21 protein-coding genes and 1 other RNA gene are annotated in these 19,457 nt (G+C 58.1%); 5 read left to right on the top strand and 17 right to left on the bottom strand.

The features are described 5' to 3' along the window. Positions 1-4: 4 nt before the first annotated feature. The 9 genes from mraY to rsmI all read right to left on the bottom strand — a co-directional run bounded on the left by mraY (position 5) and on the right by rsmI (position 9,184). On the bottom strand, positions 5-1,087 hold the full coding sequence (gene mraY / locus AB5Y90_RS09990; RefSeq protein WP_005356635.1) for a phospho-N-acetylmuramoyl-pentapeptide-transferase: 1,083 nt from the start codon (positions 1,085-1,087) through the stop codon (positions 5-7). Continuing rightward, positions 1,081-2,436, bottom strand: a complete 1,356-nt coding sequence (gene murF / locus AB5Y90_RS09995) for a UDP-N-acetylmuramoyl-tripeptide--D-alanyl-D-alanine ligase (protein WP_307896083.1) — start codon at positions 2,434-2,436, stop codon at positions 1,081-1,083. Before murF ends, mraY begins: the two co-directional genes overlap by 7 nt. Beyond that, complete coding sequence (gene murE, locus AB5Y90_RS10000; protein WP_368166847.1) at positions 2,433-3,965, bottom strand: UDP-N-acetylmuramoyl-L-alanyl-D-glutamate--2,6-diaminopimelate ligase; 1,533 nt, start codon at positions 3,963-3,965, stop codon at positions 2,433-2,435. The genes murF and murE overlap by 4 nt, the downstream gene beginning before the upstream one ends. After that, on the bottom strand, positions 3,898-5,652 hold the full coding sequence (locus AB5Y90_RS10005) for a peptidoglycan glycosyltransferase FtsI (protein ID WP_005336163.1): 1,755 nt from the start codon (positions 5,650-5,652) through the stop codon (positions 3,898-3,900). Before AB5Y90_RS10005 ends, murE begins: the two co-directional genes overlap by 68 nt. Next, positions 5,649-5,963 (bottom strand): cell division protein FtsL, encoded by a 315-nt coding sequence (ftsL, locus tag AB5Y90_RS10010; protein ID WP_005336166.1) that lies wholly within the window; start codon positions 5,961-5,963, stop codon positions 5,649-5,651. The genes AB5Y90_RS10005 and ftsL overlap by 4 nt, the downstream gene beginning before the upstream one ends. 3 nt (positions 5,964-5,966) lie before the next feature. Further along, positions 5,967-6,905, bottom strand: a complete 939-nt coding sequence (rsmH, locus tag AB5Y90_RS10015; RefSeq protein ID WP_047438668.1) for a 16S rRNA (cytosine(1402)-N(4))-methyltransferase RsmH — start codon at positions 6,903-6,905, stop codon at positions 5,967-5,969. Continuing rightward, entirely contained in the window at positions 6,906-7,364 is a 459-nt protein-coding gene (gene mraZ / locus AB5Y90_RS10020; protein ID WP_013723406.1) for a division/cell wall cluster transcriptional repressor MraZ, read from the bottom strand. Between the two features lie 442 nt (positions 7,365-7,806). Beyond that, positions 7,807-8,193: RNase P RNA component class A (gene rnpB / locus AB5Y90_RS10025), an RNA gene on the bottom strand. Positions 8,194-8,350: 157 nt separating this feature from the next. Further along, a complete protein-coding gene (gene rsmI / locus AB5Y90_RS10030; protein ID WP_307896078.1) occupies positions 8,351-9,184 on the bottom strand; it encodes a 16S rRNA (cytidine(1402)-2'-O)-methyltransferase in 834 nt (277 codons plus the stop codon). A 199-nt stretch (positions 9,185-9,383) separates the two neighbouring features. On the opposite strand from rsmI, the gene AB5Y90_RS10035 reads away from it, so the two are divergent. Genes AB5Y90_RS10035 through dolP form a run of 4 tightly spaced genes read left to right on the top strand, consistent with a single transcriptional unit; the run spans position 9,384 to position 12,667 of the window. Continuing rightward, positions 9,384-11,171, top strand: coding sequence for a penicillin-binding protein activator (locus AB5Y90_RS10035; protein ID WP_307896077.1), 1,788 nt, complete (start codon positions 9,384-9,386; stop codon positions 11,169-11,171). Continuing rightward, on the top strand, positions 11,092-11,484 hold the full coding sequence (locus AB5Y90_RS10040; protein WP_058057529.1) for a YraN family protein: 393 nt from the start codon (positions 11,092-11,094) through the stop codon (positions 11,482-11,484). Before AB5Y90_RS10035 ends, AB5Y90_RS10040 begins: the two co-directional genes overlap by 80 nt. A 9-nt stretch (positions 11,485-11,493) precedes the next feature. Continuing rightward, positions 11,494-12,084, top strand: coding sequence for an SIS domain-containing protein (locus tag AB5Y90_RS10045; protein ID WP_005336275.1), 591 nt, complete (start codon positions 11,494-11,496; stop codon positions 12,082-12,084). Positions 12,085-12,088: 4 nt separating this feature from the next. Next, the gene (gene dolP, locus AB5Y90_RS10050) at positions 12,089-12,667 is read left to right on the top strand and encodes a division/outer membrane stress-associated lipid-binding lipoprotein (protein ID WP_005336277.1); all 579 of its coding nucleotides are present in this window, start codon (positions 12,089-12,091) and stop codon (positions 12,665-12,667) included. 43 nt (positions 12,668-12,710) lie between these two features. On the opposite strand, the gene AB5Y90_RS10055 is transcribed toward dolP, so the two are convergent. The 8 genes from AB5Y90_RS10055 to zapE all read right to left on the bottom strand — a co-directional run bounded on the left by AB5Y90_RS10055 (position 12,711) and on the right by zapE (position 18,890). Further along, entirely contained in the window at positions 12,711-13,136 is a 426-nt protein-coding gene (locus AB5Y90_RS10055; protein ID WP_005336278.1) for a ClpXP protease specificity-enhancing factor, read from the bottom strand. Further along, positions 13,133-13,762, bottom strand: coding sequence for a stringent starvation protein SspA (gene sspA / locus AB5Y90_RS10060; RefSeq protein WP_005336279.1), 630 nt, complete (start codon positions 13,760-13,762; stop codon positions 13,133-13,135). The genes AB5Y90_RS10055 and sspA overlap by 4 nt, the downstream gene beginning before the upstream one ends. Before the next feature lie 87 nt (positions 13,763-13,849). Further along, the gene (locus AB5Y90_RS10065; protein WP_005336280.1) at positions 13,850-14,584 is read right to left on the bottom strand and encodes a cytochrome c1; all 735 of its coding nucleotides are present in this window, start codon (positions 14,582-14,584) and stop codon (positions 13,850-13,852) included. After that, positions 14,581-15,798, bottom strand: a complete 1,218-nt coding sequence (locus AB5Y90_RS10070; RefSeq protein ID WP_307896073.1) for a cytochrome bc complex cytochrome b subunit — start codon at positions 15,796-15,798, stop codon at positions 14,581-14,583. The genes AB5Y90_RS10065 and AB5Y90_RS10070 overlap by 4 nt, the downstream gene beginning before the upstream one ends. Positions 15,799-15,800: 2 nt before the next feature. Next, complete coding sequence (petA, locus tag AB5Y90_RS10075; protein ID WP_005336284.1) at positions 15,801-16,391, bottom strand: ubiquinol-cytochrome c reductase iron-sulfur subunit; 591 nt, start codon at positions 16,389-16,391, stop codon at positions 15,801-15,803. 301 nt (positions 16,392-16,692) lie between these two features. Next, positions 16,693-17,085, bottom strand: coding sequence for a 30S ribosomal protein S9 (gene rpsI, locus AB5Y90_RS10080; RefSeq protein WP_005336286.1), 393 nt, complete (start codon positions 17,083-17,085; stop codon positions 16,693-16,695). A gap of 15 nt (positions 17,086-17,100) precedes the next feature. Next, positions 17,101-17,529 (bottom strand): 50S ribosomal protein L13, encoded by a 429-nt coding sequence (gene rplM, locus AB5Y90_RS10085; RefSeq protein ID WP_005336289.1) that lies wholly within the window; start codon positions 17,527-17,529, stop codon positions 17,101-17,103. 266 nt (positions 17,530-17,795) lie between these two features. Then, on the bottom strand, positions 17,796-18,890 hold the full coding sequence (gene zapE / locus AB5Y90_RS10090; RefSeq protein ID WP_101530519.1) for a cell division protein ZapE: 1,095 nt from the start codon (positions 18,888-18,890) through the stop codon (positions 17,796-17,798). Between the two features lie 140 nt (positions 18,891-19,030). Between zapE and AB5Y90_RS10095 the strand changes: the two genes are divergently transcribed. Continuing rightward, on the top strand, positions 19,031-19,411 hold the full coding sequence (locus AB5Y90_RS10095; RefSeq protein ID WP_005356646.1) for a YhcB family protein: 381 nt from the start codon (positions 19,031-19,033) through the stop codon (positions 19,409-19,411). The last annotated feature ends 46 nt before the right edge of the window (positions 19,412-19,457 follow it).

A 19,457-nucleotide genomic window follows, 5' to 3' on the forward strand; every position in this document is an offset into this window, starting at 1 on the left:
GGCCTTACCTCACCTTCAGGGTGGCAAGACCCAGCAGCACCAGCACGAGGGTGATAATCCAGAAACGCACGATAACGCGCGGCTCCGGCCAGCCCTTCTTCTCGTAGTGGTGATGGATCGGCGCCATGCGGAAGATCCGCACGCCGCGCAGCTTGTATGAACCCACCTGCAGGATCACCGAGACGGTCTCCATCACGAAGACGCCGCCCATGATCACCAGCAGGAACTCCTGACGGACCAGCACGGCGATGGTGCCGAGCGCGCCGCCCAGTGCCAGGGAACCGACGTCCCCCATAAAGACCTGCGCCGGATAGGTGTTGAACCAGAGGAAACCAAGACCCGCCCCGACGATGGCGGTACAGACGATCACCAGCTCGGAGGTATAGGGCACGTAGGGAATGTGCAGGTAGCTGGCAAAGTTGACGTTACCGGTAGCCCAGGCGATCAGGGCAAAGCCCCCCGCCACCATCACGGTCGGCATGATGGCCAGGCCATCGAGACCGTCGGTCAGGTTGACCGCATTGGAGGTACCGACGATGACAAAGTAGGTCAGCACGATAAACATCAAGCCAAGCTGCGGCATCACATCCTTGAGGAAAGGCACCACCAGCTGGGTCTGTCCCTCATGGGTTGCGGTCGCATAGAGGAACACCGCCACCGCCAGCGCTACCGCGGATTGCCAGAAATACTTCCAGCGTGCGATCAGGCCGTCGGTATTCTTGCGCACCACCTTGAGGTAGTCGTCGGCAAAACCGATGGCGCCATAGGCACCCAGCACAAACAGCACCAGCCAGACATAGGGGTTGTCGAGGCGGCACCAGAGCAGCACAGACGTGAAAATCGCAGCAATGATCATCAGGCCACCCATGGTCGGGGTGCCCCGCTTGCTGAGGTGGGACTCGGGACCGTCGTTGCGGATCACCTGACCAAACTTCAGGATCTGCAGGCGACGTATCAGGCGTGGCCCCATCCAGAGGGCAACCCCCAGTCCGGTGATGATCGACAGGATGGCGCGAAACGTCAGGTAGGAGAAGACGTTGAAGAAGGTGAAGTGCGGGGTGAGCAGTTCGGCCAGCCAGACTAGCATGTGGCTGACTCCTGATGGCCTTTGACCATCTCGACGATATCTTCCATGCGGGAGCCACGGGCGCCCTTGACCAGAATCGAAATTTCCTGATGTGTATTTATCATTTGCGCAAGCACTTCAAACAACGACGCCTTGTTATCGAAATGTCGGCCAGCCGCGGCATCTGCGGTGTGGCGACTCTCTTCCCCCACTGTCAGCACGGCATCCAGACCGCGCTCGCGGGCATGACGGCCAACCCGGGCGTGTTGCTCGGCAGACTCCTCACCCAGTTCCCGCATATCACCGAACACCAGCACCTTGAAGCCGCCCATGGCGGTCAGGGCATCGATGCCCGCCAGCACGGATTCCACACTGGCATTGTAGGTATCGTCCACCAGGGTCAGACCGCCCCAGCGCTGCACGCAGAAGCGCCCCTTGACCGGCGCCATCTGCTCCAGCCCCGCCTTGACGGAGCCGAGGGATGCGCCGAGGGCCAGACAGCCCGCGGCAGCAGCCAGTGCGTTGGCCACGTTGTGGCGACCCGGGATCGCCAGAGTCAGGCTCAGCTCACCCTGCGGGGTCACCATCACGAACTCGGCGCAGCCTTGTTCGTTGAGCACAAGGTTGCGCGCGTGGAACGGCTGGCTCTGATCGTCGATGGAGAAGGCGCACTGAATGCCGCGTTCCCGCCACTTCGGCCAGAATTCGTTGTCGGCATTGACGATGGCGGTGCCACCTTGGCTCAGCCCCTCAAAAATTTCGCTCTTGGCGTGGAACACCCCTTCCAGCGAGCCGAAGCCCTCCAGATGGGCTGCCGCCACGTTGTTGATGATGGCGGCATCGGGTTTGGCCAGTGAAGTAGTCCAGGCGATTTCGCCCGGATGGTTGGCCCCCAGCTCCATCACCGCAAACTTGTGTTGCGGCTCGAGGCGCAGCAGGGTGAGCGGCACGCCCACCTCGTTGTTGAAGTTGCCAGCGGTGGCCAGCACTTCCCCTTCGTTGCGCAGGATGGCGGTTGCCATCTCCTTCACCGTGGTCTTGCCGCAGCTGCCGGTAATGGCCAGCACTTTCGGGTTGATGCGCTCGCGCACCAGTTTGCCAAGGCGGCCCAACCCCTTGAGGGTATCGGCTACCACCAGTTGGGGAATGGCCAGCGGCAGTTCACGCTCGACCAGCAGGGCAGAGGCCCCTGCCTGAACGGCCTGCTCGCAAAAATCGTGGGCATCGAAGCGCTCGCCGCGCAGGGCAACGAACAGGGCACCCGCGCCCAGAGTGCGGGTATCGGTACTGACGACGCTGATCTCGCCATCGTTACCAATCAGACGGGCATCGAGTACCTGCGCCAGCTCGGCAAGCCTGAGGGTCATCATTTGAATGACTCCAATAATGTGTGCAAGGCGGCCGCGACGGTTTCCCGGTCGCTGTAGTGCCGCTTGTCGGTTCCAATGATCTGATAATCCTCGTGACCCTTACCGGCCACCAGGATGATGTCCTGTTTGCTCGCCTGACCGATGGCCAGCGAAATCGCCTTGACCCTGTCGTGCTCAACCTGCACCGCAGCAGGATCGCGAAGACCCGCCACCATGTCGGCCATGATCCGGGCCGGCTCCTCGGTACGGGGATTGTCGTCGGTCAGGATCACGCGATCCGCATACTGCTCGGCCATGGCGGCCATCATGGGGCGCTTGCCGCGATCGCGGTCGCCACCACAGCCGACCAGGCACCAGAGCAGGCCTGTACAGTGCACCCGCAGGGCCTGCAATGCCTTCTCCAGCGCATCCGGGGTGTGGGCGTAATCGACCACCGCCAGCGGCGTATCACCACCGCCGAAACACTCCATGCGACCGGTCACCGGCTGCAACTGAGGCGCTGTCGCCAGCAACTCGTTGAAGTCGTAACCGAGCACCAGCATCACACCCATCGCGGCCAGCACATTGCTGACGTTGAAGCGCCCGAGCAAGGGGGAGGATAATACACCATTCCCCCAGCTGGAGTTAATCTGCGCACGAAAACCTTGCTGGTGAAAATCGAGCTGCTGTGCCGTTAATTGACGGCCAGAATGGTGTTCAATCGGGCCATTAACGCTGAACGCCACCGCTGCCGGGTATTTTTCGAGCCACTTGGAACCCAATTCGTCATCCCGGTTAATCACCGCATTCGGCTCATCGACCAGCTGCAGCAACTGCTCTTTGGCCGCGCCATAGGCTTCCATGGTGCCGTGATAATCGAGGTGATCCCGGCTCAGATTGGTGAAAACCGCGGCGGCAAAGGGCAAAGCTGCCACGCGGTGCTGTACCAGACCGTGGCTGGAGACCTCCATCGCCACCAGATCCGCGCCCTGTTCTTGCAGCGCAGCCAGATTGGCTTGCACCTGCACGGCGCTGCCGGTGGTATTTTCCGCTTCGATCAAATTGCCAAACAGGCCGTTGCCGATGGTGCCCATCACACCCGCCTTGCCACCCAGCAGGGTGCGCCAGTTGGCGACCAGCAGCGCAGTAGTGCTCTTGCCATTGGTGCCGGTGATCCCGACCAGATCCAATTTTTGGGCTGGCTGATCGTAGAAATAGCCCGCAAGAGCAGAGAGGTGAGCGGGCAGATCCCGCATCCCGATACAGGGAACCGGAGTCGATGGTGGGATAAATTCACCATCCTCCTCAAACACAACAGCGGTCGCTCCCTGAGCCACCGCCTGTTCGATAAACCGTCTGCCATCCACCTGATGACCACGAATGGCCACGAAAAGCGAGCCGGGGCCAACCCGCCGACTATCCAGCTGGATATCGGTCAGGGTGAGCGCCGGCGCCTGGATACCGAAGGGGCGCAGTAATGCATCAAGTGCGCGGGACAAGAGAAGCCTCCGTACGGGCAAGTTTGGTGGGCACCGCTGGCGGCACCGCATCGGGACGAATATTGAAGAGCTGCAGCACCCCGCCCATGGCCTCTGCAAACGGTGGGGTCGCCACGGCGCCGCCATAATAGGCGCTGCCTTTTGGCTCGTTGATCACCACCACCATGACGAAACGGGGATCACTGGCGGGTGCGAAACCGGCAAACCAGGCCATGTAATCCTTGCCATAGCCACCGGCGACGGCGACCTTGGCGGTACCACTCTTGCCACCGACCCGATAGCCCGGGATCTTGGCTTTTGGAATGGCGTTGTCGACCACATACTCCAGCGCCTGCAACATGGCAGCGGCGTTGTTGTGATCAATCACCTGCTCCCCCTTGGGCGGCGTAGTCACCTTGACGATGGAGAGCGGCACCCGTTTGCCCTTGTTGGCCAGGGTGGCGTAGGCGGAAGCCAGCTGCAGCGGGGTGACTCGCAGACCATAACCAAACGAGAGGGTCGCCCGCTCGATATCGGACCAGCGACGACGCTGGGGCAGCATGCCGCTGCTCTCGCCCATCAGCCCGCTGCCGGTATCCATGCCGAAGCCGAACATGCTGAGGGTATTGATCATCTCCTGCGCCGGCATCCGCAGCGCAATGCGCGACATACCGATGTTGGAGGAGTAACGCAGGATATCGTAGAGGTTGGTCGCCTTGTGGATACTGACGTCCTTGATCTGCTTGGCACCGATAAAGAGCGGACCACCGGGAATGAAATCTTTCCAGCTGGTGACACCTGCCTGCAAGGCACTGAGCAAAATCAATGGCTTGACGGTCGAACCCGGCTCGTAGGTATCGGTCACCACCCGGTTGCGTACCCGGAAACTCTGATACTGGCCGCGGTTGTTCGGGTTATAGGAGGGGGTGTTGACCATGGCGAGTACTTCACCGGTCTTGATATCCAGCATCACCATGGAGCCGGAGGTCGCCTTGTTCTCGTCGGTTGCCCGCTTGAGGGCACGGTAGGCCAGAGCCTGCACCCGCTGATCGATACTGAGCTGCAGATCGTTGGCGTTCTTGCCCTCTTTGACGATGCCAAGCCGCTCGATGACGCGACCTTGACGATCCTTTCGTACCCGCATTTCGCCGGGTGTCGCCGTCAGCCACTCGTTGTAGCTGCGCTCAATCCCTTCAATACCGCTGCCATCGATGTTGGTCACCCCCACCAGATGGGCGCTGATCTCGCCGGTCGGATAGAAGCGGCGTGCTTCTGGGCGCAGGTAGACGCCACCCAGCTTGAGCCCCTTGATATATTCTGCCACCGCAGGAGTAACCTGACGCTGCAGATAGACGAAGCGCTTGCTGGGGTTGGCGATGCGGTGTTTGAGGGTATTGATGTCGAGCTTGAGCACGGCGGAAAGCGCCAGCCAGGCTCGCTCATTATTGATGGCACCGGATTCATGCACTGTCTTGGGATCGGCCCAGACCGCCTCGACCGGTACCGAAACCGCCAGCTGCTCGCCGTTGCGATCGGTGATCATGCCGCGTACCGCCTGGGTAGAGGTGGTACGCAGGGAACGCATGTCCCCTTCCTGACGCAGGCGATCCGGATTGATCACCTGGATCCAGGCCAGACGCAGGATCAGACCCACAAACGCGATGCCGATAAACACCGCAAGCGTGCGAAAGCGCCATGGATAGATAGATGGCGCTTTGACATTCGCTTTGGCAGCTTTGGCTGTAGCCTTGCGTTTCATGGTTGGGTAATTACCTTCTCGGTGGTCACCAGCGGACGACCCATCTGCAACTTGTCCATCGCCAGACTCGCCACCCGGGAGTGCTCAGCCAGAGTGCCCTGCTCCAGCAGCAGGTGGCGCCATTCGATATTGAGGCGATCCTCTTCTGCCATCAGATCGTTCTGCTTGGCCGTCAGACCACGGGTCATGTTGGTCACCAGGATCACGGCAAACGCGGTCACCAGCACGGCGACCGACAGAAAAATCTGCAGCTTGTGCCGCCAGAGATCGGCAACGATCTCCTTGGCCAGATGAACACGCACTTCGCTCATCGCTTACTCCGCCAGCCGTTCGGCAACCCGCAGCACCGAGCTGCGTGACCGGCTGTTTTCAGATACTTCATGATCAGAAGGCTTGAGTGCCTTGCCGACCGACTTCAATTTGCGACCGCCAGCCAGCTGGGCCTCGGTCAACGGAATGCCGTAAGGCACTTCCGGCCCCTTCTCGTGTTTGCGAATAAAGTGCTTCACCAAGCGGTCTTCCAGTGAATGGAAGCTGATCACCGACAGACGGCCATGTGGTGCCAGCACGTCCAATGCACCGTTGAGCGCGGTTTCGATCTCGTCCAGCTCACTGTTGATATAGATGCGGATGGCCTGGAAGCTGCGAGTTGCCGCATGCTTGCCCTTCTCCTTGCTCGGATTGACCCGGGCAATCATCTCCGCCAGTTGGCGGGTACGCACATAAGGCTCGGTCACGCGGTCGTGCACGATGGCGCGGGCGATCTTCTTGGCAAAACGCTCCTCACCGAAGGTCTTCAGCACCCAGGCGATGTCATCCACATCGGCCTTGGCCAGCCACTCGGCGGCGCTCTGACCGGAGGTGGGATCCATCCGCATATCGAGCGGACCATCTTTCATAAAGCTGAAGCCACGCTCGGCATCATCCAGCTGGGGTGAAGAGACCCCCAGATCCAGCAGGAAGCCATCCACCTTGCCCAGCAAACCGCGCTCATCCAGATAGGAGGCGATGCCGGAGAAGGGGCCATGCACGATTTCGAAACGGGGATCCTGGATCTTGGCGGCCTCGGCGATCGCCTGCGGGTCGCGGTCGATGGCGATCAGGCGGCCATTGGGGCCAAGGTGCTGCAGGATCAGACGAGAATGACCACCACGGCCAAAAGTACCGTCGACGTAGACACCATCCGGCTTGATGGCCAGACCTTCAACGGCTTCGTGCAGCAGCACTGTGATGTGTTCAGCGGCTTGGGTCATTTATAAAGAGAAATCCTGTAGTCGTGGTGAGCTTGCCCAATCGTCCCCGGGCAGACCCAAGATGTCGTCATTGACCTGTTGTTGCCAGCGGGCTTCATCCCACAGCTCAAACTTGTTGAGCTGGCCCACCAGCATGATTTTCTTGTCCAGCCCCGCATGGTTGCGCAGTGGCTGACTGAGCAGCAGACGGCCATTGCCATCCAGCTCGCATTCGGTTGCATGTCCCAGCAGCAGTCGCTGCAAACGGCGCTCTTGCGGATTCATGCTGGAGAGAGTCTTGAGCTTGCGCTCGACCTCTTCCCATTCATTCAGGGGATAAAGCAGCAGACAGGGATGGGCAATATCGATGGTGCAGACCAGCTGGCCGTCGCTTTCATCGCGCAGCCAATCACGGAATTTGGTCGGAATTGCCAGCCGCCCTTTACTGTCCAGGCTGATGGCATGAGCGCCACGCAACAAATTGCAGTCCCTGAAGGTGAGTGAGCAGGCAGATTGCCCCTCTAAAAACCACTTTGATCCACTTTTCCCCACCTTGAAGTTTAAGGACGTGCAGGGGGCTTTTCAAGCAAGGAGATGGGGCAGAGGGAACATATTGACGCAGCAATTGCATGCTGCGGATTGAGTAGGTTGATTTTCCACAAGTTATTTGGCGTTAAACTCTGGTGATTAATTGAAATAAGTGAATGAACTGAGAACACACACAATATGCGGGTGCGAACAACCATCCCGGGTTCTATCACCATCTATCGCTGCCATCGTGCCAAATACGAAACTATTCGATTGATTTAAAACATATAATTTCATTCAAAATGACAAGACCGAGAATATCCTGCCAACGAAGCCATATTTTCTCATGCATAAAAAAGAGCCCCGCGATAAATCGCGGGGCTCTTCGGAATGAGGTCGGAGTCGGCCTGTAAGCCGGGTTCTGTACCGGGTTGCCCCGGGTAGCAATCATTCCTCTAGGCCAGCAATCGCTCGCTGGCTCAAGCAACCTACCCGCCCCCAACGCGGGCCGCGCCAATAGGGGCCTATTTGGTCTTGCTTCGGGTGGAGTTTACCGTGCCACGAACTGTTACCAGTCGCGCGGTGCGCTCTTACCGCACCCTTTCACCCTTACCTGATCCCTTGCGGGCCATCGGCGGTCTGCTCTCTGTTGCACTGGTCGTAGGCTCACGCCCCCCAGGCGTTACCTGGCACCCTGCCCTGTGAAGCCCGGACTTTCCTCCCCTCCGCCCGTCTGTCCCGAGGGACACAACGACGAAGCAGCGATTGCCCAGCCAACTCCGAGGCGCGGATTATAGCCTTGCGATACGCACGGGGTAAACCGGCAATTCCCGTTTACAGCCATTTATCGCGCTTTGGCCCCCGTTTACAGGCTGACTGATTGTCGATGCAAAGGATTGCTCAGGTCAAAAAAACAGCCTTACGGCATCTTAACCGGCTCAATAGTGCTCGAGACCGTATTTATAGAGGGCATTCTTCTTCACGCCGTGGATCTCGGCGGTCAGGGCGGCCGCTTTTTTCAGTGGCAGTTCGGTCACCAGCAGACCCAGAGTACGGATCGCCTCAGCTGGCAGCTCCTCTTCCTCTTTGGAGGCACCAGCCACGACCAGCACGATCTCGCCGCGGCAGCGGTTGTCATCCTCGCCAAGCCAGGTCAGCATTTCGGACGCTGGCAGACCGTGGATCGACTCGAAGGTCTTGGTCAGCTCACGGCACACCACCACCTGACGCTCGCCGAGAATGCGAGCAATCGCTTCTACTGTATCCTGCACACGGCGCGGGGATTCGTAGAACACCAGCGAGCGGGTGTCTTCAATAACGGCTTGCAGGCGATCGTCACGTCCCTTGCTCTTGGCGGGCAGGAAGCCCTCAAAGGCAAAGCGATCAGTGGGCAGACCGGCCGCGCTCAGGGCGGTAATGGCGGCACAGGGCCCAGGCAGCGGCACCACCTTGACCCCGGCTTCACGACAGCGGGTGACCAAGTGATAACCGGGGTCGCTAATAAGCGGGGTGCCGGCATCGGAGACCAGCGCAACACTCTTGCCCTCTTTGATCCGGCCAATCAGCACATCGGCTTTCTGCTGCTCGTTGTGATCGTGCAGGGCGAAAGTCGGCACCGAGATTTGGTAGTGGTTAAGCAGGATACCGGTATGACGGGTATCTTCGGCTGCCACCAGATCGACACTGCGTAAAATGTCCAATGCACGCTGGGTGATGTCCGCCAGATTGCCGATCGGAGTGGGGACTATATACAGGGTTGGGATGTCACTCATGGGATCTCCGAGTGCCCCGACAATTGTGTCGCCATATTGGCCCGTTTACACTATGGGGAACTTCAACACTGGTCGGGGAATGAACTTGAACCGGGTTACAAAGCAGCTAAGTGTATCACGACTCTTCGGCATCATACTCGCGGCAGTACTGCTCGCCGCCTGTGCGTCGGAGCCCAATCAACCGTCAGGGCCATCAGGCATGCCCTCTGCGTTCTCCAATCTGACCAAGAATGCCCAGTGGTATCTTGAGCAGGTGGATCCGGCCAAGCCGGCCGAGGCCTTTACCTGGCAGATGCTGGCGGCACGCAGCTATCTGGCGCTGGGCCAGGCCAAACCGGCCTCGGCACTGTTCCAGCAATTGCAGAAGCAGGCCAAGGATCCCGTTCAGAAGGCGCAGTTGCAACTGCTGCAAGCCCATCTGTTGCTGGCGCAAGGCCACGCCAATCAGGCGCTGATCCTGCTGGAAGGCAAACCCGAGGTGGTGCTTGATGCCGATACCCAAAAGGATTGGTATCGCCAGCGCGTAGTGCTGCAGCTCGACATCAACAACAAGTTTGGCGCAGCCAAGTCGTTGATTGCACTGGAGCCCTACCTCAATCAGAGCGAGCAGGCGACCAACCATCAGCAAATCTGGTCGTTGCTCAAAAGCATGACCCCCTCCACCCTGCAAGCGCTGGAAGAGGCTCCGGCCCCTGATGTGACCACCGGCTGGTTGCGACTGGCTGCACTGGTCAACGAGTTTGGCGCCCAGCCGAACCTGCTGGCGCGGCAGCTGGCAGGCTGGAAGCGTGACTTCCCCAACCATCCAGCCCAGAAGGATATGCCGGCAGGATTGGGCGATCTGGCGGCCACTGCCAGCACCTCGGTGCAACAGATCGCCGTGCTGCTGCCCCTCTCCGGCAATCTGGAGCCGCAGGGCGCCGCCATCCGTAACGGTATGCTGATGTCTTATAAGGAAAATCAGGGGCAATTCACCCTGAACTTCTACGACACCCAGAGCAAGTCGACCGGCGACCTTTACAAGCAGGCGATTCAGGAAGGGGCTGATATGATCATCGGCCCGCTGCTGAAAGACAGGGTCGAGGAGCTGCTCAAGGCCAATCCGACCGTGCCGGTGCTGGCACTCAACGAGCTGGACAAGCCGGTCGTCAACGACACCACCTACTACTTCTCCCTCTCTGCCGCCGCAGATGCCGCACAGGCAGCCCAGTACCTCTACACCCAGGGCTACCGCAAACCGCTGCTGATCGCCGCCCAGGGGCGGATCGGTTACAGCAGTATCAAGGCGTTCGAGCAGAGCTGGGCCACCCTGAGCCAGGATAAACCGGTCGTTGCCACCTTCGGTGCCCGCAACGAAGTACAGGGGATGGTCAAGAATGCCCTGAGCGGCCGCGCTACCGCCCGTGCTGGCGAGGTAGTGCAACTCTCTGATGCCGCACCGCGCAGCATCGATGCCGTTTATGTGGTGGCCAACAGCCTGGAAACCCGGATGATCAAGCCCTACGTGGATGTCTCGGTCAATCCGATGGGCAGCCTGCCCATCTACACCAGCTCCCGTGGCTACGACAGCGCCGCCACCGAGGTCGCCTCCGAGCTCAACGGCATGCATATCGCCGATATGCCGCTGCTGCTGGGTGGCTACGAGAAACAGCGCGAGCAAATCGCCCTGCTCTGGCCGCAGACCCAGGGCGACCTGCTGCGTCTGTTTGCCATGGGCTACGATGCCGTCAGCCTGGCTGAGAACCTGCAGCAGATGCGCAAGGTGGGTGGCATGCAGCAGGCCGGCATGAGCGGTCAGCTGAGCGTGGATGCCCAGGGCAATATCGTGCGGATGCTGAGCTGGGGTACTTACCAGAACGGAAAACTGGTCGACGAGAACGCCGTTCAGCAACTGGAGGAGCCCTCCAATGAAGGAACTATGGAAACGGATACGCCAGCAGTTGCCGAGCCTGTTCCCCTCACCAACGAGCAAGGGACAGCACTTTGAACAAGTCGCTGAACGCTGGTTGCAGGCTCGGGGCCTGCAACCGGTAGCTCGCAACTACCGCTGTCGTGGCGGTGAAATAGATCTCATCATGCACCAGGGCCAGACCCTGGTGTTTGTTGAGGTGCGCTACCGGGCTACCGGCAGCCATGGCGGGGCCGCCAGCTCGGTCACCCGCAGCAAACAGCACAAGATCATGCTGGCAGCGCGCCACTATTTGAAGCAACATGCCATCAACGAGGCCAATCAGGCCTGCCGATTCGATGTGATTGCGTTCGAGGGCGACCAGCCAGCCTGGATCCAGAACGCATTTTAAGAGGACCCTATGACTGACCGCATCAAAGAGAACTACACCGAAAGCATCCAGACCAAGATAGCCGCCGCCGAGGCGCTGCCGGATGCCATCCATACTGCAGCCCAGATGATCACCATCTGCCTGCTCAATGGCCACAAGGTGCTGGCATGCGGTAACGGTCCTTCTGCCGCACTGGCGCAACTGTTCATCTCCGAGCTGGTCAACTGCTACGAGACCCAGCGCCCCTCCCTGCCCGGCATGGCCCTGACCCCGGACATGGCAACCATCAGCGCCATCGCCACCGATCACGGTTTTGAAGAGGTCTACGCCAAGCAGATCCGCGCGCTGGGCCAGCCTGGCGACATTCTGGTGGTCATCACCACCTCTGGCCACAGCCGCAGCCTGATCAAGGCCGCTGAAGCCGCCCTCTCCCGCGACATGACCATAGTGGTGCTGAGCGGGGGTGACGGTGGCGAAATGGCAGGTCTGCTCGGCCCGAACGATGTGGAGATCCGTGTTCCCTCCGCCCGTCGCCCTCGCATTCTGGAAGTGAACCTGTTGACCCTGCACTGCCTGTGTGATCTCATCGACCAGACACTTTTCCCGCAACAGGAAGATTGAAACCATGAAAAAGCACACTATCCTGCTCGGTCTGCTGGTTAGCACCCTGCTGCTGCAAGGCTGCGCAGCCCTGGTTGTTGGCGGCGCCGCAGGGACTGCCAAGGCCTCTGGCGATCGCCGAACGCTGGGCGCGCAGTGGGATGACCAGACCATCGAGTTGAAAGCGGCCAATCTGCTGGCCGACAACAAACCCCTCAGCGCAGCCAGCAAGATCAGCGTCTACAGCAACAATGGCCGCGTCCTGCTGGTCGGCCAGACACCTTCTGACGTTTACAAGATTGAGGCGGGCAAAATTGTCAGTCGCATCGAAGGGGTGCGCCACGTCTACAACGAATTGCGCATCGGCCAACCTGCCAGTTTCACCACCCGCAGCAATGACTCCTGGATCACCTCCAAGGTGAAAGCCGATATGTTCGGCACCAAGAACTTCGACAGCACCAAGGTCAAGGTGGTCACCGAGAACGGCGAGGTGTTCCTGATTGGTCTGGTGACTCGCCAAGAGGGAGAGCAGGCAGTCAACATCGCCCGCCATGTCACCGGCGTGAAGCGCGTGATCAAGGCCTTCGAGTTCGCCCAGAACTAAGCTCGACCGCACATAAAAAAACGCAGCCAATCGGCTGCGTTTTTTATTTGATCACCTTCAGGGTCGGACGACCGCTTGGACGCGGCGGTTCCGGCTCAGGCTCCACCGGCGCTTCGGCCTGCTCCAGCCAGATATCGTAACCCGGCTCAGGCGGGAACATGGTGCCCACGCCGTTCTCCCGGGCATGAATAGCCAGTACGGCTGCCATCGGGATGTAAACCTGCTGGGAAACCCCGCCAAAGCGGGCACTGAAGCTGATAGCCTCGTTATCCATGTGAAATTGCATCACGGCTCGGGGCGCGATATTCAGTACAATTTGCCCATCCTGAGCAAATTGCATCGGCACCATCACATGGGGAATGTTGACGTTGACCACCAGATGAGGGGTCAGATCGTTGTCCAGCAACCAGTCAAAGAACGCCCGTAACAAGTACGGGCGGCTCGGTGTCATTGTCGGTTCCATGCTCATACGCCAGCACGGATCTCGCGTTCGGCTTCGGTCAGGGAAGCCTGGAAGGACTCACGCTCGAACAGACGAACCATGTAGGCCTTCAGCTCTTTGGCGCCACGACCGGTCAAGTCGATACCAAGGCTCGGCAGACGCCACAGCAGCGGTGCCATGTAGCAATCCACCAGACCGAACTCTTCGCTCATGAAATAGGGCATTTCACCGAAGATCGGCGCGATGGCCAGCAGGTTGTCACGCAGTTCGTTGCGTGCCGCTTCAGCATCGGTACCGGCCATGATCTTGTCGGCCAGGGAGTACCAGTCCAGCTCGATGCGGTGCATCATCAGACGGCTGTTACCACGGGCAACCGGGTAAACAGGCATCAGGGGCGGATGCGGGAAGCGCTCGTCCAGATACTCCATGATGATGCGCGAGGTGTAGAGTGCCAGCTCACGATCAACCAGGGTCGGTACAGAGTTGTACGGGTTCAGCTCGGCCAGCTCATCCGGCAGATTGGCTGGATCAACCTGGCAGATATCTACGCTAACACCCTTCTCCGCCAGGACAATACGCACCTGATGGCTGAACATATCGTTGGCACCGGAAAACAGCGTCATTACCGAACGCTTATTGGCAGCTACAGCCATTGAACCCTCCCGTCATTAAAAAGCAGAAACGGCAATGAAGCATCTTGGTCTTCATTGCCGTGCATTATATTACCCGTATCTGGTCGCTTAGTGAACGTCGCGCCAGAATTCCTTCTTCAACAGCACAGTGAAGATGAAGAAGATCACGATGAATCCAAGCACCCAGAAGCCCATGCGTTCACGCTCCTGTTGTACCGGTTCAGCCGAGTAGACCAAGAAGTTTACCAGATCCAGTACCGTCTGATCATACTCTTCGTCATCCATTTCACCATTACCGTCAGATTTGATGCTGACAACCTGCTGGGTTTCCACTCCGTCGACCGTGTGAGTAGCGAACTCGGCACGGGGGGTTCCCTGCAACGGCTCCAGCACATGGGGCATGCCCACGGACGGGAACACGGCGTTATTCACCCCGAACGGACGGGTCTCATCCACGTAGAAGGAGCGCAGATAGGTGTAGATCCAGTCTGCACCGCGCACCCGGGCAACCAGTGTCAGATCGGGGGGCGGCGCACCAAACCACTTGGCGGCATCCTTCTCTGACATGGCGCTCTTCATCAGGTCACCGACCTTTGCGCCGGTGAAAATCAGGTTCTCTTTCATCAAATCTTCGGGTATCCCGAGATCTTCTGCGACCCGATTATAGCGCTGATACTGGGTAGAGTGGCATCCGGCGCAATAGTTCATGAAGGTGGCCGCGCCGCGTTGCAGCGATGCCTTGTCACTCAGATCGTAATTGGCTTTGTCCAGATGAACAGCTCCGCCACTTGCAAATACCAGAGATGGCAGCAGGGTCAGCACTGCAAATATTATTCTTTTCATTTAAATGTCACCCTCTCCGGCAGCGGCTTGGTGCTTTCATTCTTGCTATAGAAGAACAGCAGGACGAAGAACCCGAAATATCCCAGTGAACAGATCTGGGCAACCAGCGTCAACGTCGGCGTCGATGGCAGCACCCCCAACACCCCCAGGATGATGAAGCAGACCACAAACTGGGCAATGTTCAGCTTGTGCAGAATGCTGCGATAACGCACCGAGCGCACCTTGCAGCGATCCAGCCACGGCAGCAGGAACAGTACCACGATGGAGAGACCCATCATGATGACGCCAAGCAGCTTGTCCGGCACCGCCCGCAAAATGGCGTAAAACGGCGTGAAGTACCACACAGGCGCAATGTGCTCCGGAGTTTTCAGACCGTTAGCCACTTCAAAGTTCGGTTTCTCGAGGAAGTAACCCCACATATCCGGCTTGAAGAAGATGATGGCGCAGAAGAAGAACAGGAAGCCAGCGACACCGATCATATCCTTGACGGTGAAGTAAGGGTGGAACGCCACCGCATCCAGCGGCCAGCCGTTCTCGTCCTTGTGCTTCTTGATGTCGATACCGTCCGGGTTGTTGGACCCTACTTCGTGCAGCGCCAGAATGTGCATGGCAACCAGCATCACCAGCACCAGCGGCAACGCGATGACATGCAGCGCGAAGAAGCGGTTCAGGGTCGCACCGGAGATCACGTAGTCACCACGGATCCACAGGGTCAGATCGTCACCGATGAGCGGAATGGCACCAAACAGCGAGATGATGACCTGGGCACCCCAGAATGACATCTGGCCCCAGGGCAACAAGTAGCCCATAAAGGCTTCCGCCATCAGCACAAGGAAAATCAGCATGCCGAAGATCCACAGCAGTTCACGAGGCTTCTGATAAGAGCCATAGATCATGCCGCGGAACATGTGCATGTAGACCACGATGAAGAATGCAGACGCACCGGTTGAGTGCATGTAACGCAGCAGCCAGCCGTACTCCACATCGCGCATGATGTACTCCACGGAGGCAAACGCACCTTCCGCAGAGGGGTTGTAGTTCATGGTCAGCCAGATACCGGTGATGATCTGGTTAACCAGCACCAGCATGGCCAGCGAGCCGAAGAAGTACCAGAAGTTCAGGTTCTTCGGTGCCGGATACTTGGCCATGTGGTCGTTGTACATGGCCGTGAGCGGGAATCGATAATCGATCCAGCCCATCAGTTTACTCAACATGGTCAGGCCTCCTTGCCATCGGCACCGACCTGGATGGTGGTGTCATTAATGAATTGATAGGGCGGAATGACCAGGTTCAGCGGTGCAGGCACCCCCTGGAACACACGGCCGGCCATGTCGAACTTGGAGCCATGACACGGGCAGAAGAAGCCAGACGTAACGCCCTGCACCTGCTCGCCAAAGCTGTCAGGCAGATAGGAAGGTGAACACCCCAAGTGGGTGCAAATACCGACCGCGACAAAAATTTCTGGCTTGATCGATCTGTACCCGTTATGGGCATAGTCAGGCTGCTGCGGCTCTTCAGATGAGGGATCCCGCAGCTTGTCATCATGCGCGGCCAAGGCATCCAGCGTCTGTTTGGTGCGTTTCACCACCCAGACAGGCTTGCCTCGCCACTCGACACGGATGAGCTGACCCGGTTCCAACTTGCTGATATCGACTTCAACCGGCGCACCGGCTGCTTTGGCCTTGGCGCTCGGATTCCATGACTTTATAAACGGCACTGCGGTAAACGCAGCTCCTACCCCACCAACGGCAACCGTTGACCAGGTAAGAAATCTGCGGCGACCGGTATCAACTGGCGCATTGCTCATCCAAAAACTCTCCCATGTGGACTCCGCACATTCTTATAGTGTCCCTGTTCCTGTTCCCCATTTTTCCCGTGACAACAGCGGCGGAAGCTGGATTTACAATTGCCACAGAAAACAGGGGAAATTTTAAAGAAAAGATAACAACTTGACAAGAAAGAGCGGTGAGCAATGAAAACAATAAAGAAACAATTTTTTGTCTTTTGTGACGCGTGGTTAGCATTGATGTCGGTAATATTACCAATAAAAAAAGCCTGGCGGTTGCCAGGCTTTTTTGACACTCGAAAGAGTGAGTACCAAAAGCGAATTAACGCTTGGAGTACTGCGGACGCTTACGAGCTTTGTGCAGACCAACTTTCTTACGCTCAACCTTACGGGCATCACGAGTAACAAAGCCAGCTTTACGCAGTTCGGAACGCAGGGTTTCGTCGTACTGCATCAGAGCACGAGTGATACCGTGGCGGATCGCACCAGCTTGACCGGAGATGCCACCACCGTTAACGGTGATGTACAGATCCAGTTTCTCGGTCATCTCAACCAGTTCCAGCGGCTGACGAACTACCATGCGGGCAGTCGGACGGCCGAAGTACTGCTCCAGGGAGCGCTGGTTGATTACGATCTTGCCGCTACCCGCTTTGATAAATACGCGAGCAGTGGAGCTTTTGCGACGGCCGGTACCGTAGTATTGATTTTCTGCCATGTTGCCAGTTCCCGATTAGATATCCAGTACTTGAGGTTGCTGAGCAGCATGAGCATGCTCGGCGCCTGCGTAAACTTTCAGTTTACGGAACATGGCACGGCCCAGAGGACCTTTCGGCAGCATGCCTTTGACGGCTGCTTCGATTACCATTTCCGGTTTACGCTGAATCAGCTTGTCGAAGCTGATTGACTTGATACCACCCGGGAAACCGGAGTGAGCGTGGTACATTTTGTCGGTAAATTTCTTACCGGTTACGTGTACCTTCTCAGCGTTTACAACGATGATGTAATCACCGGTGTCAACGTGCGGAGTGTACTCAGCTTTGTGCTTACCACGCAGACGAGCAGCGATCTCGGTTGCGATACGACCCAGAGTTTTACCTTCTGCGTCCACAATGTACCAGTCACGTTTTACGGTTTCTGGCTTGGCAACGAAAGTTTTCATTAAGTTAAACCCAATTACCTGTTACAGACCCAATTGCTTATGGGGGCTCTCCCACAAACAACAAACGATGGCCTACCTGTACCCCTTCGAATACAAGTAAAGCTTAAAGTGTTGCTGTCTTATCGACAGCTGTAACGTGGGCCGGGCGATTATAAGTGAAGTTGCCTTAAATATCACCTGCTAATTTCACTGCCATGAAACCAGCAAATGTCGCCCGGCCCTACCTGCCGCAGATGCCCATCCGACTGGCAGGCGCGGTATTGTGACTAAGGAAGGTGCACTCTGGCAAGGTATTCGTGCGATTGCATTTCCTGAAGCCGCGAAAGACAGCGTTTGAATTCGAAATTCAGCAGCCCTTCGCCGTAGAGTTCTGTCATGGGAACCGCCGCCGACATGATGAGTTTGACGTGCCGTTCGTAGAACTCATCGACCATGGCAATGAAGCGGCGAGCCGCGTCATCCGTGCCTGTGCCCATTGGCTGAACATTGGCCAGCATAACGGTATGGAACAGCCTGGCCAGCTCGATATAGTCGTTCTGGGAGCGGGGAGTACAGCAAAGTTGCTCAAATTCCATGTAGAGCACCCCTTCCCCCATCCCGAGCGACGCCAGCTGACGATGATTGACCTCGAACGTCCCCTCGCAAGCCGTGTGCCCACCGGTTAATTGCTGAAAATAGTGGTCAAGATTGGCTTTTGCCTGCAAGTCCAGCGGGCAGTGATAAATCTCGGCTTGTTCCAGCGTACGCAGGCGATAGTCGATACCGCCATCCACGTTAAGTACCTCGCAATGGCGCTCGATAAGCTCGATAGCAGGCAGAAAACGGGCTCGCTGCAGCCCGTTGCGATAAAGATCCTGCGGCGGAATATTTGAAGTGGCGACCAGCACGACACCGTGACCAAACAGCTCCTGAAACAGCGTGCCCAGCAACATGGCATCGGTGATGTCGGAGACGAAAAATTCATCGAAACAGATGATATCTGTTTCACTGGCAAGCTTGCTGGCCACCAGCTTGAGGGGATCGGACTGCCCGCTCAGCCCCTGCAGCTCATCGTGAATGCGGTGCATGAAGCGGTGGAAATGGCTGCGCATCTTGCGCGTCCCCGGCAAGCTGTCGAAAAAAGTATCCATCAGCCAGGTCTTGCCTCGGCCCACTCCGCCCCACATATAGATACCGAGGACGGACTCCGGCGGCTTGGGCTTTTGCAGCCAACCCAGCAGCCCTCGAGATCTGGTCGGAGTCGGGCGCCGTAGCAAATCCTGATACAGTCGCTCCAGCCTGCTAATGGCCATCCCCTGCGCGGGGTCGGCCACAAAGCCGGGGCGCAGCAGATCCTGCTGGTATTTTTGCTGCGGTGTCATCCTTGAGCGCCTCTCCAAGTCCCTGAGTCGAGGACAAAATGGTATCACGGCCTCAGGACGCACGGTATAGTGCCATCAAGGCATGGCGGTTATGACGACCGCATAAACCCACTCTGTTTTAGCTGTAACAAGGAGCATCTATGAGTCTGTTAACTGGGATCCTGCTGGCTGTCGCGGCCTTGATTATCGGTATCGTTCTCGGCCGTTTTTCGGTGCGTAGCCGCGATGCTGGCCGTCTCGAACAGGAACTGAAGAAGGCCCACAAGGAGCTCGAGAGTTATCAGGGCCAGATCAACACCCACTTCGCCGACAGTGCCGCCCTGATGGAGCAACTGGCCGAGCAGTATCAGACCCTCTATCGCCACATGGCCGAGCAGAGCAAATTCCTGGCCAAGGCGCAGGAACCGCTGTTCCGCGAATCATTGGTAGAAGAAGCCCCTGCCAATGTGGCAGAAGAGCCGGGCGTTCCGCCTCGCGACTATGCTGGCGCCTCTTCCGGACTGCTCAAGCAACCAAACTAGTTCCTCGCGGAACTAATTGGCCAGTCCCGTGGTCTGACCTTGACGA

This window comes from Aeromonas sp. R4-1 (assembly GCF_040908325.1).
In the GTDB taxonomy this organism is placed as follows: Bacteria; Pseudomonadota; Gammaproteobacteria; order Enterobacterales; family Aeromonadaceae; genus Aeromonas; species Aeromonas veronii.

Excerpts from the sequence above, each read along its gene's own strand:
- AB5Y90_RS10035 (WP_307896077.1), top strand. The coding sequence starts at position 9,384 with ATGCCCTCTGCGTTCTCCAATCTGACCAAGAATGCCCAGTGGTATCTT.
- rsmH (WP_047438668.1), bottom strand. The coding sequence starts at position 6,905 with ATGACCCAAGCCGCTGAACACATCACAGTGCTGCTGCACGAAGCCGTT.
- AB5Y90_RS10055 (WP_005336278.1), bottom strand. The coding sequence starts at position 13,136 with ATGAGCATGGAACCGACAATGACACCGAGCCGCCCGTACTTGTTACGG.
- zapE (WP_101530519.1), bottom strand. The coding sequence starts at position 18,890 with ATGACACCGCAGCAAAAATACCAGCAGGATCTGCTGCGCCCCGGCTTT.
- rpsI (WP_005336286.1), bottom strand. The coding sequence starts at position 17,085 with ATGGCAGAAAATCAATACTACGGTACCGGCCGTCGCAAAAGCTCCACT.
- petA (WP_005336284.1), bottom strand. The coding sequence starts at position 16,391 with ATGAGCAATGCGCCAGTTGATACCGGTCGCCGCAGATTTCTTACCTGG.
- sspA (WP_005336279.1), bottom strand. The coding sequence starts at position 13,762 with ATGGCTGTAGCTGCCAATAAGCGTTCGGTAATGACGCTGTTTTCCGGT.
- murF (WP_307896083.1), bottom strand. The coding sequence starts at position 2,436 with ATGATGACCCTCAGGCTTGCCGAGCTGGCGCAGGTACTCGATGCCCGT.
- dolP (WP_005336277.1), top strand. The coding sequence starts at position 12,089 with ATGAAAAAGCACACTATCCTGCTCGGTCTGCTGGTTAGCACCCTGCTG.
- ftsL (WP_005336166.1), bottom strand. The coding sequence starts at position 5,963 with ATGAGCGAAGTGCGTGTTCATCTGGCCAAGGAGATCGTTGCCGATCTC.
- AB5Y90_RS10065 (WP_005336280.1), bottom strand. The coding sequence starts at position 14,584 with ATGAAAAGAATAATATTTGCAGTGCTGACCCTGCTGCCATCTCTGGTA.
- AB5Y90_RS10095 (WP_005356646.1), top strand. The coding sequence starts at position 19,031 with ATGAGTCTGTTAACTGGGATCCTGCTGGCTGTCGCGGCCTTGATTATC.
- rsmI (WP_307896078.1), bottom strand. The coding sequence starts at position 9,184 with ATGAGTGACATCCCAACCCTGTATATAGTCCCCACTCCGATCGGCAAT.
- rplM (WP_005336289.1), bottom strand. The coding sequence starts at position 17,529 with ATGAAAACTTTCGTTGCCAAGCCAGAAACCGTAAAACGTGACTGGTAC.
- AB5Y90_RS10045 (WP_005336275.1), top strand. The coding sequence starts at position 11,494 with ATGACTGACCGCATCAAAGAGAACTACACCGAAAGCATCCAGACCAAG.
- AB5Y90_RS10070 (WP_307896073.1), bottom strand. The coding sequence starts at position 15,798 with ATGTTGAGTAAACTGATGGGCTGGATCGATTATCGATTCCCGCTCACG.
- murE (WP_368166847.1), bottom strand. The coding sequence starts at position 3,965 with ATGCGGTGCCGCCAGCGGTGCCCACCAAACTTGCCCGTACGGAGGCTT.
- AB5Y90_RS10005 (WP_005336163.1), bottom strand. The coding sequence starts at position 5,652 with ATGAAACGCAAGGCTACAGCCAAAGCTGCCAAAGCGAATGTCAAAGCG.
- AB5Y90_RS10040 (WP_058057529.1), top strand. The coding sequence starts at position 11,092 with ATGAAGGAACTATGGAAACGGATACGCCAGCAGTTGCCGAGCCTGTTC.
- mraY (WP_005356635.1), bottom strand. The coding sequence starts at position 1,087 with ATGCTAGTCTGGCTGGCCGAACTGCTCACCCCGCACTTCACCTTCTTC.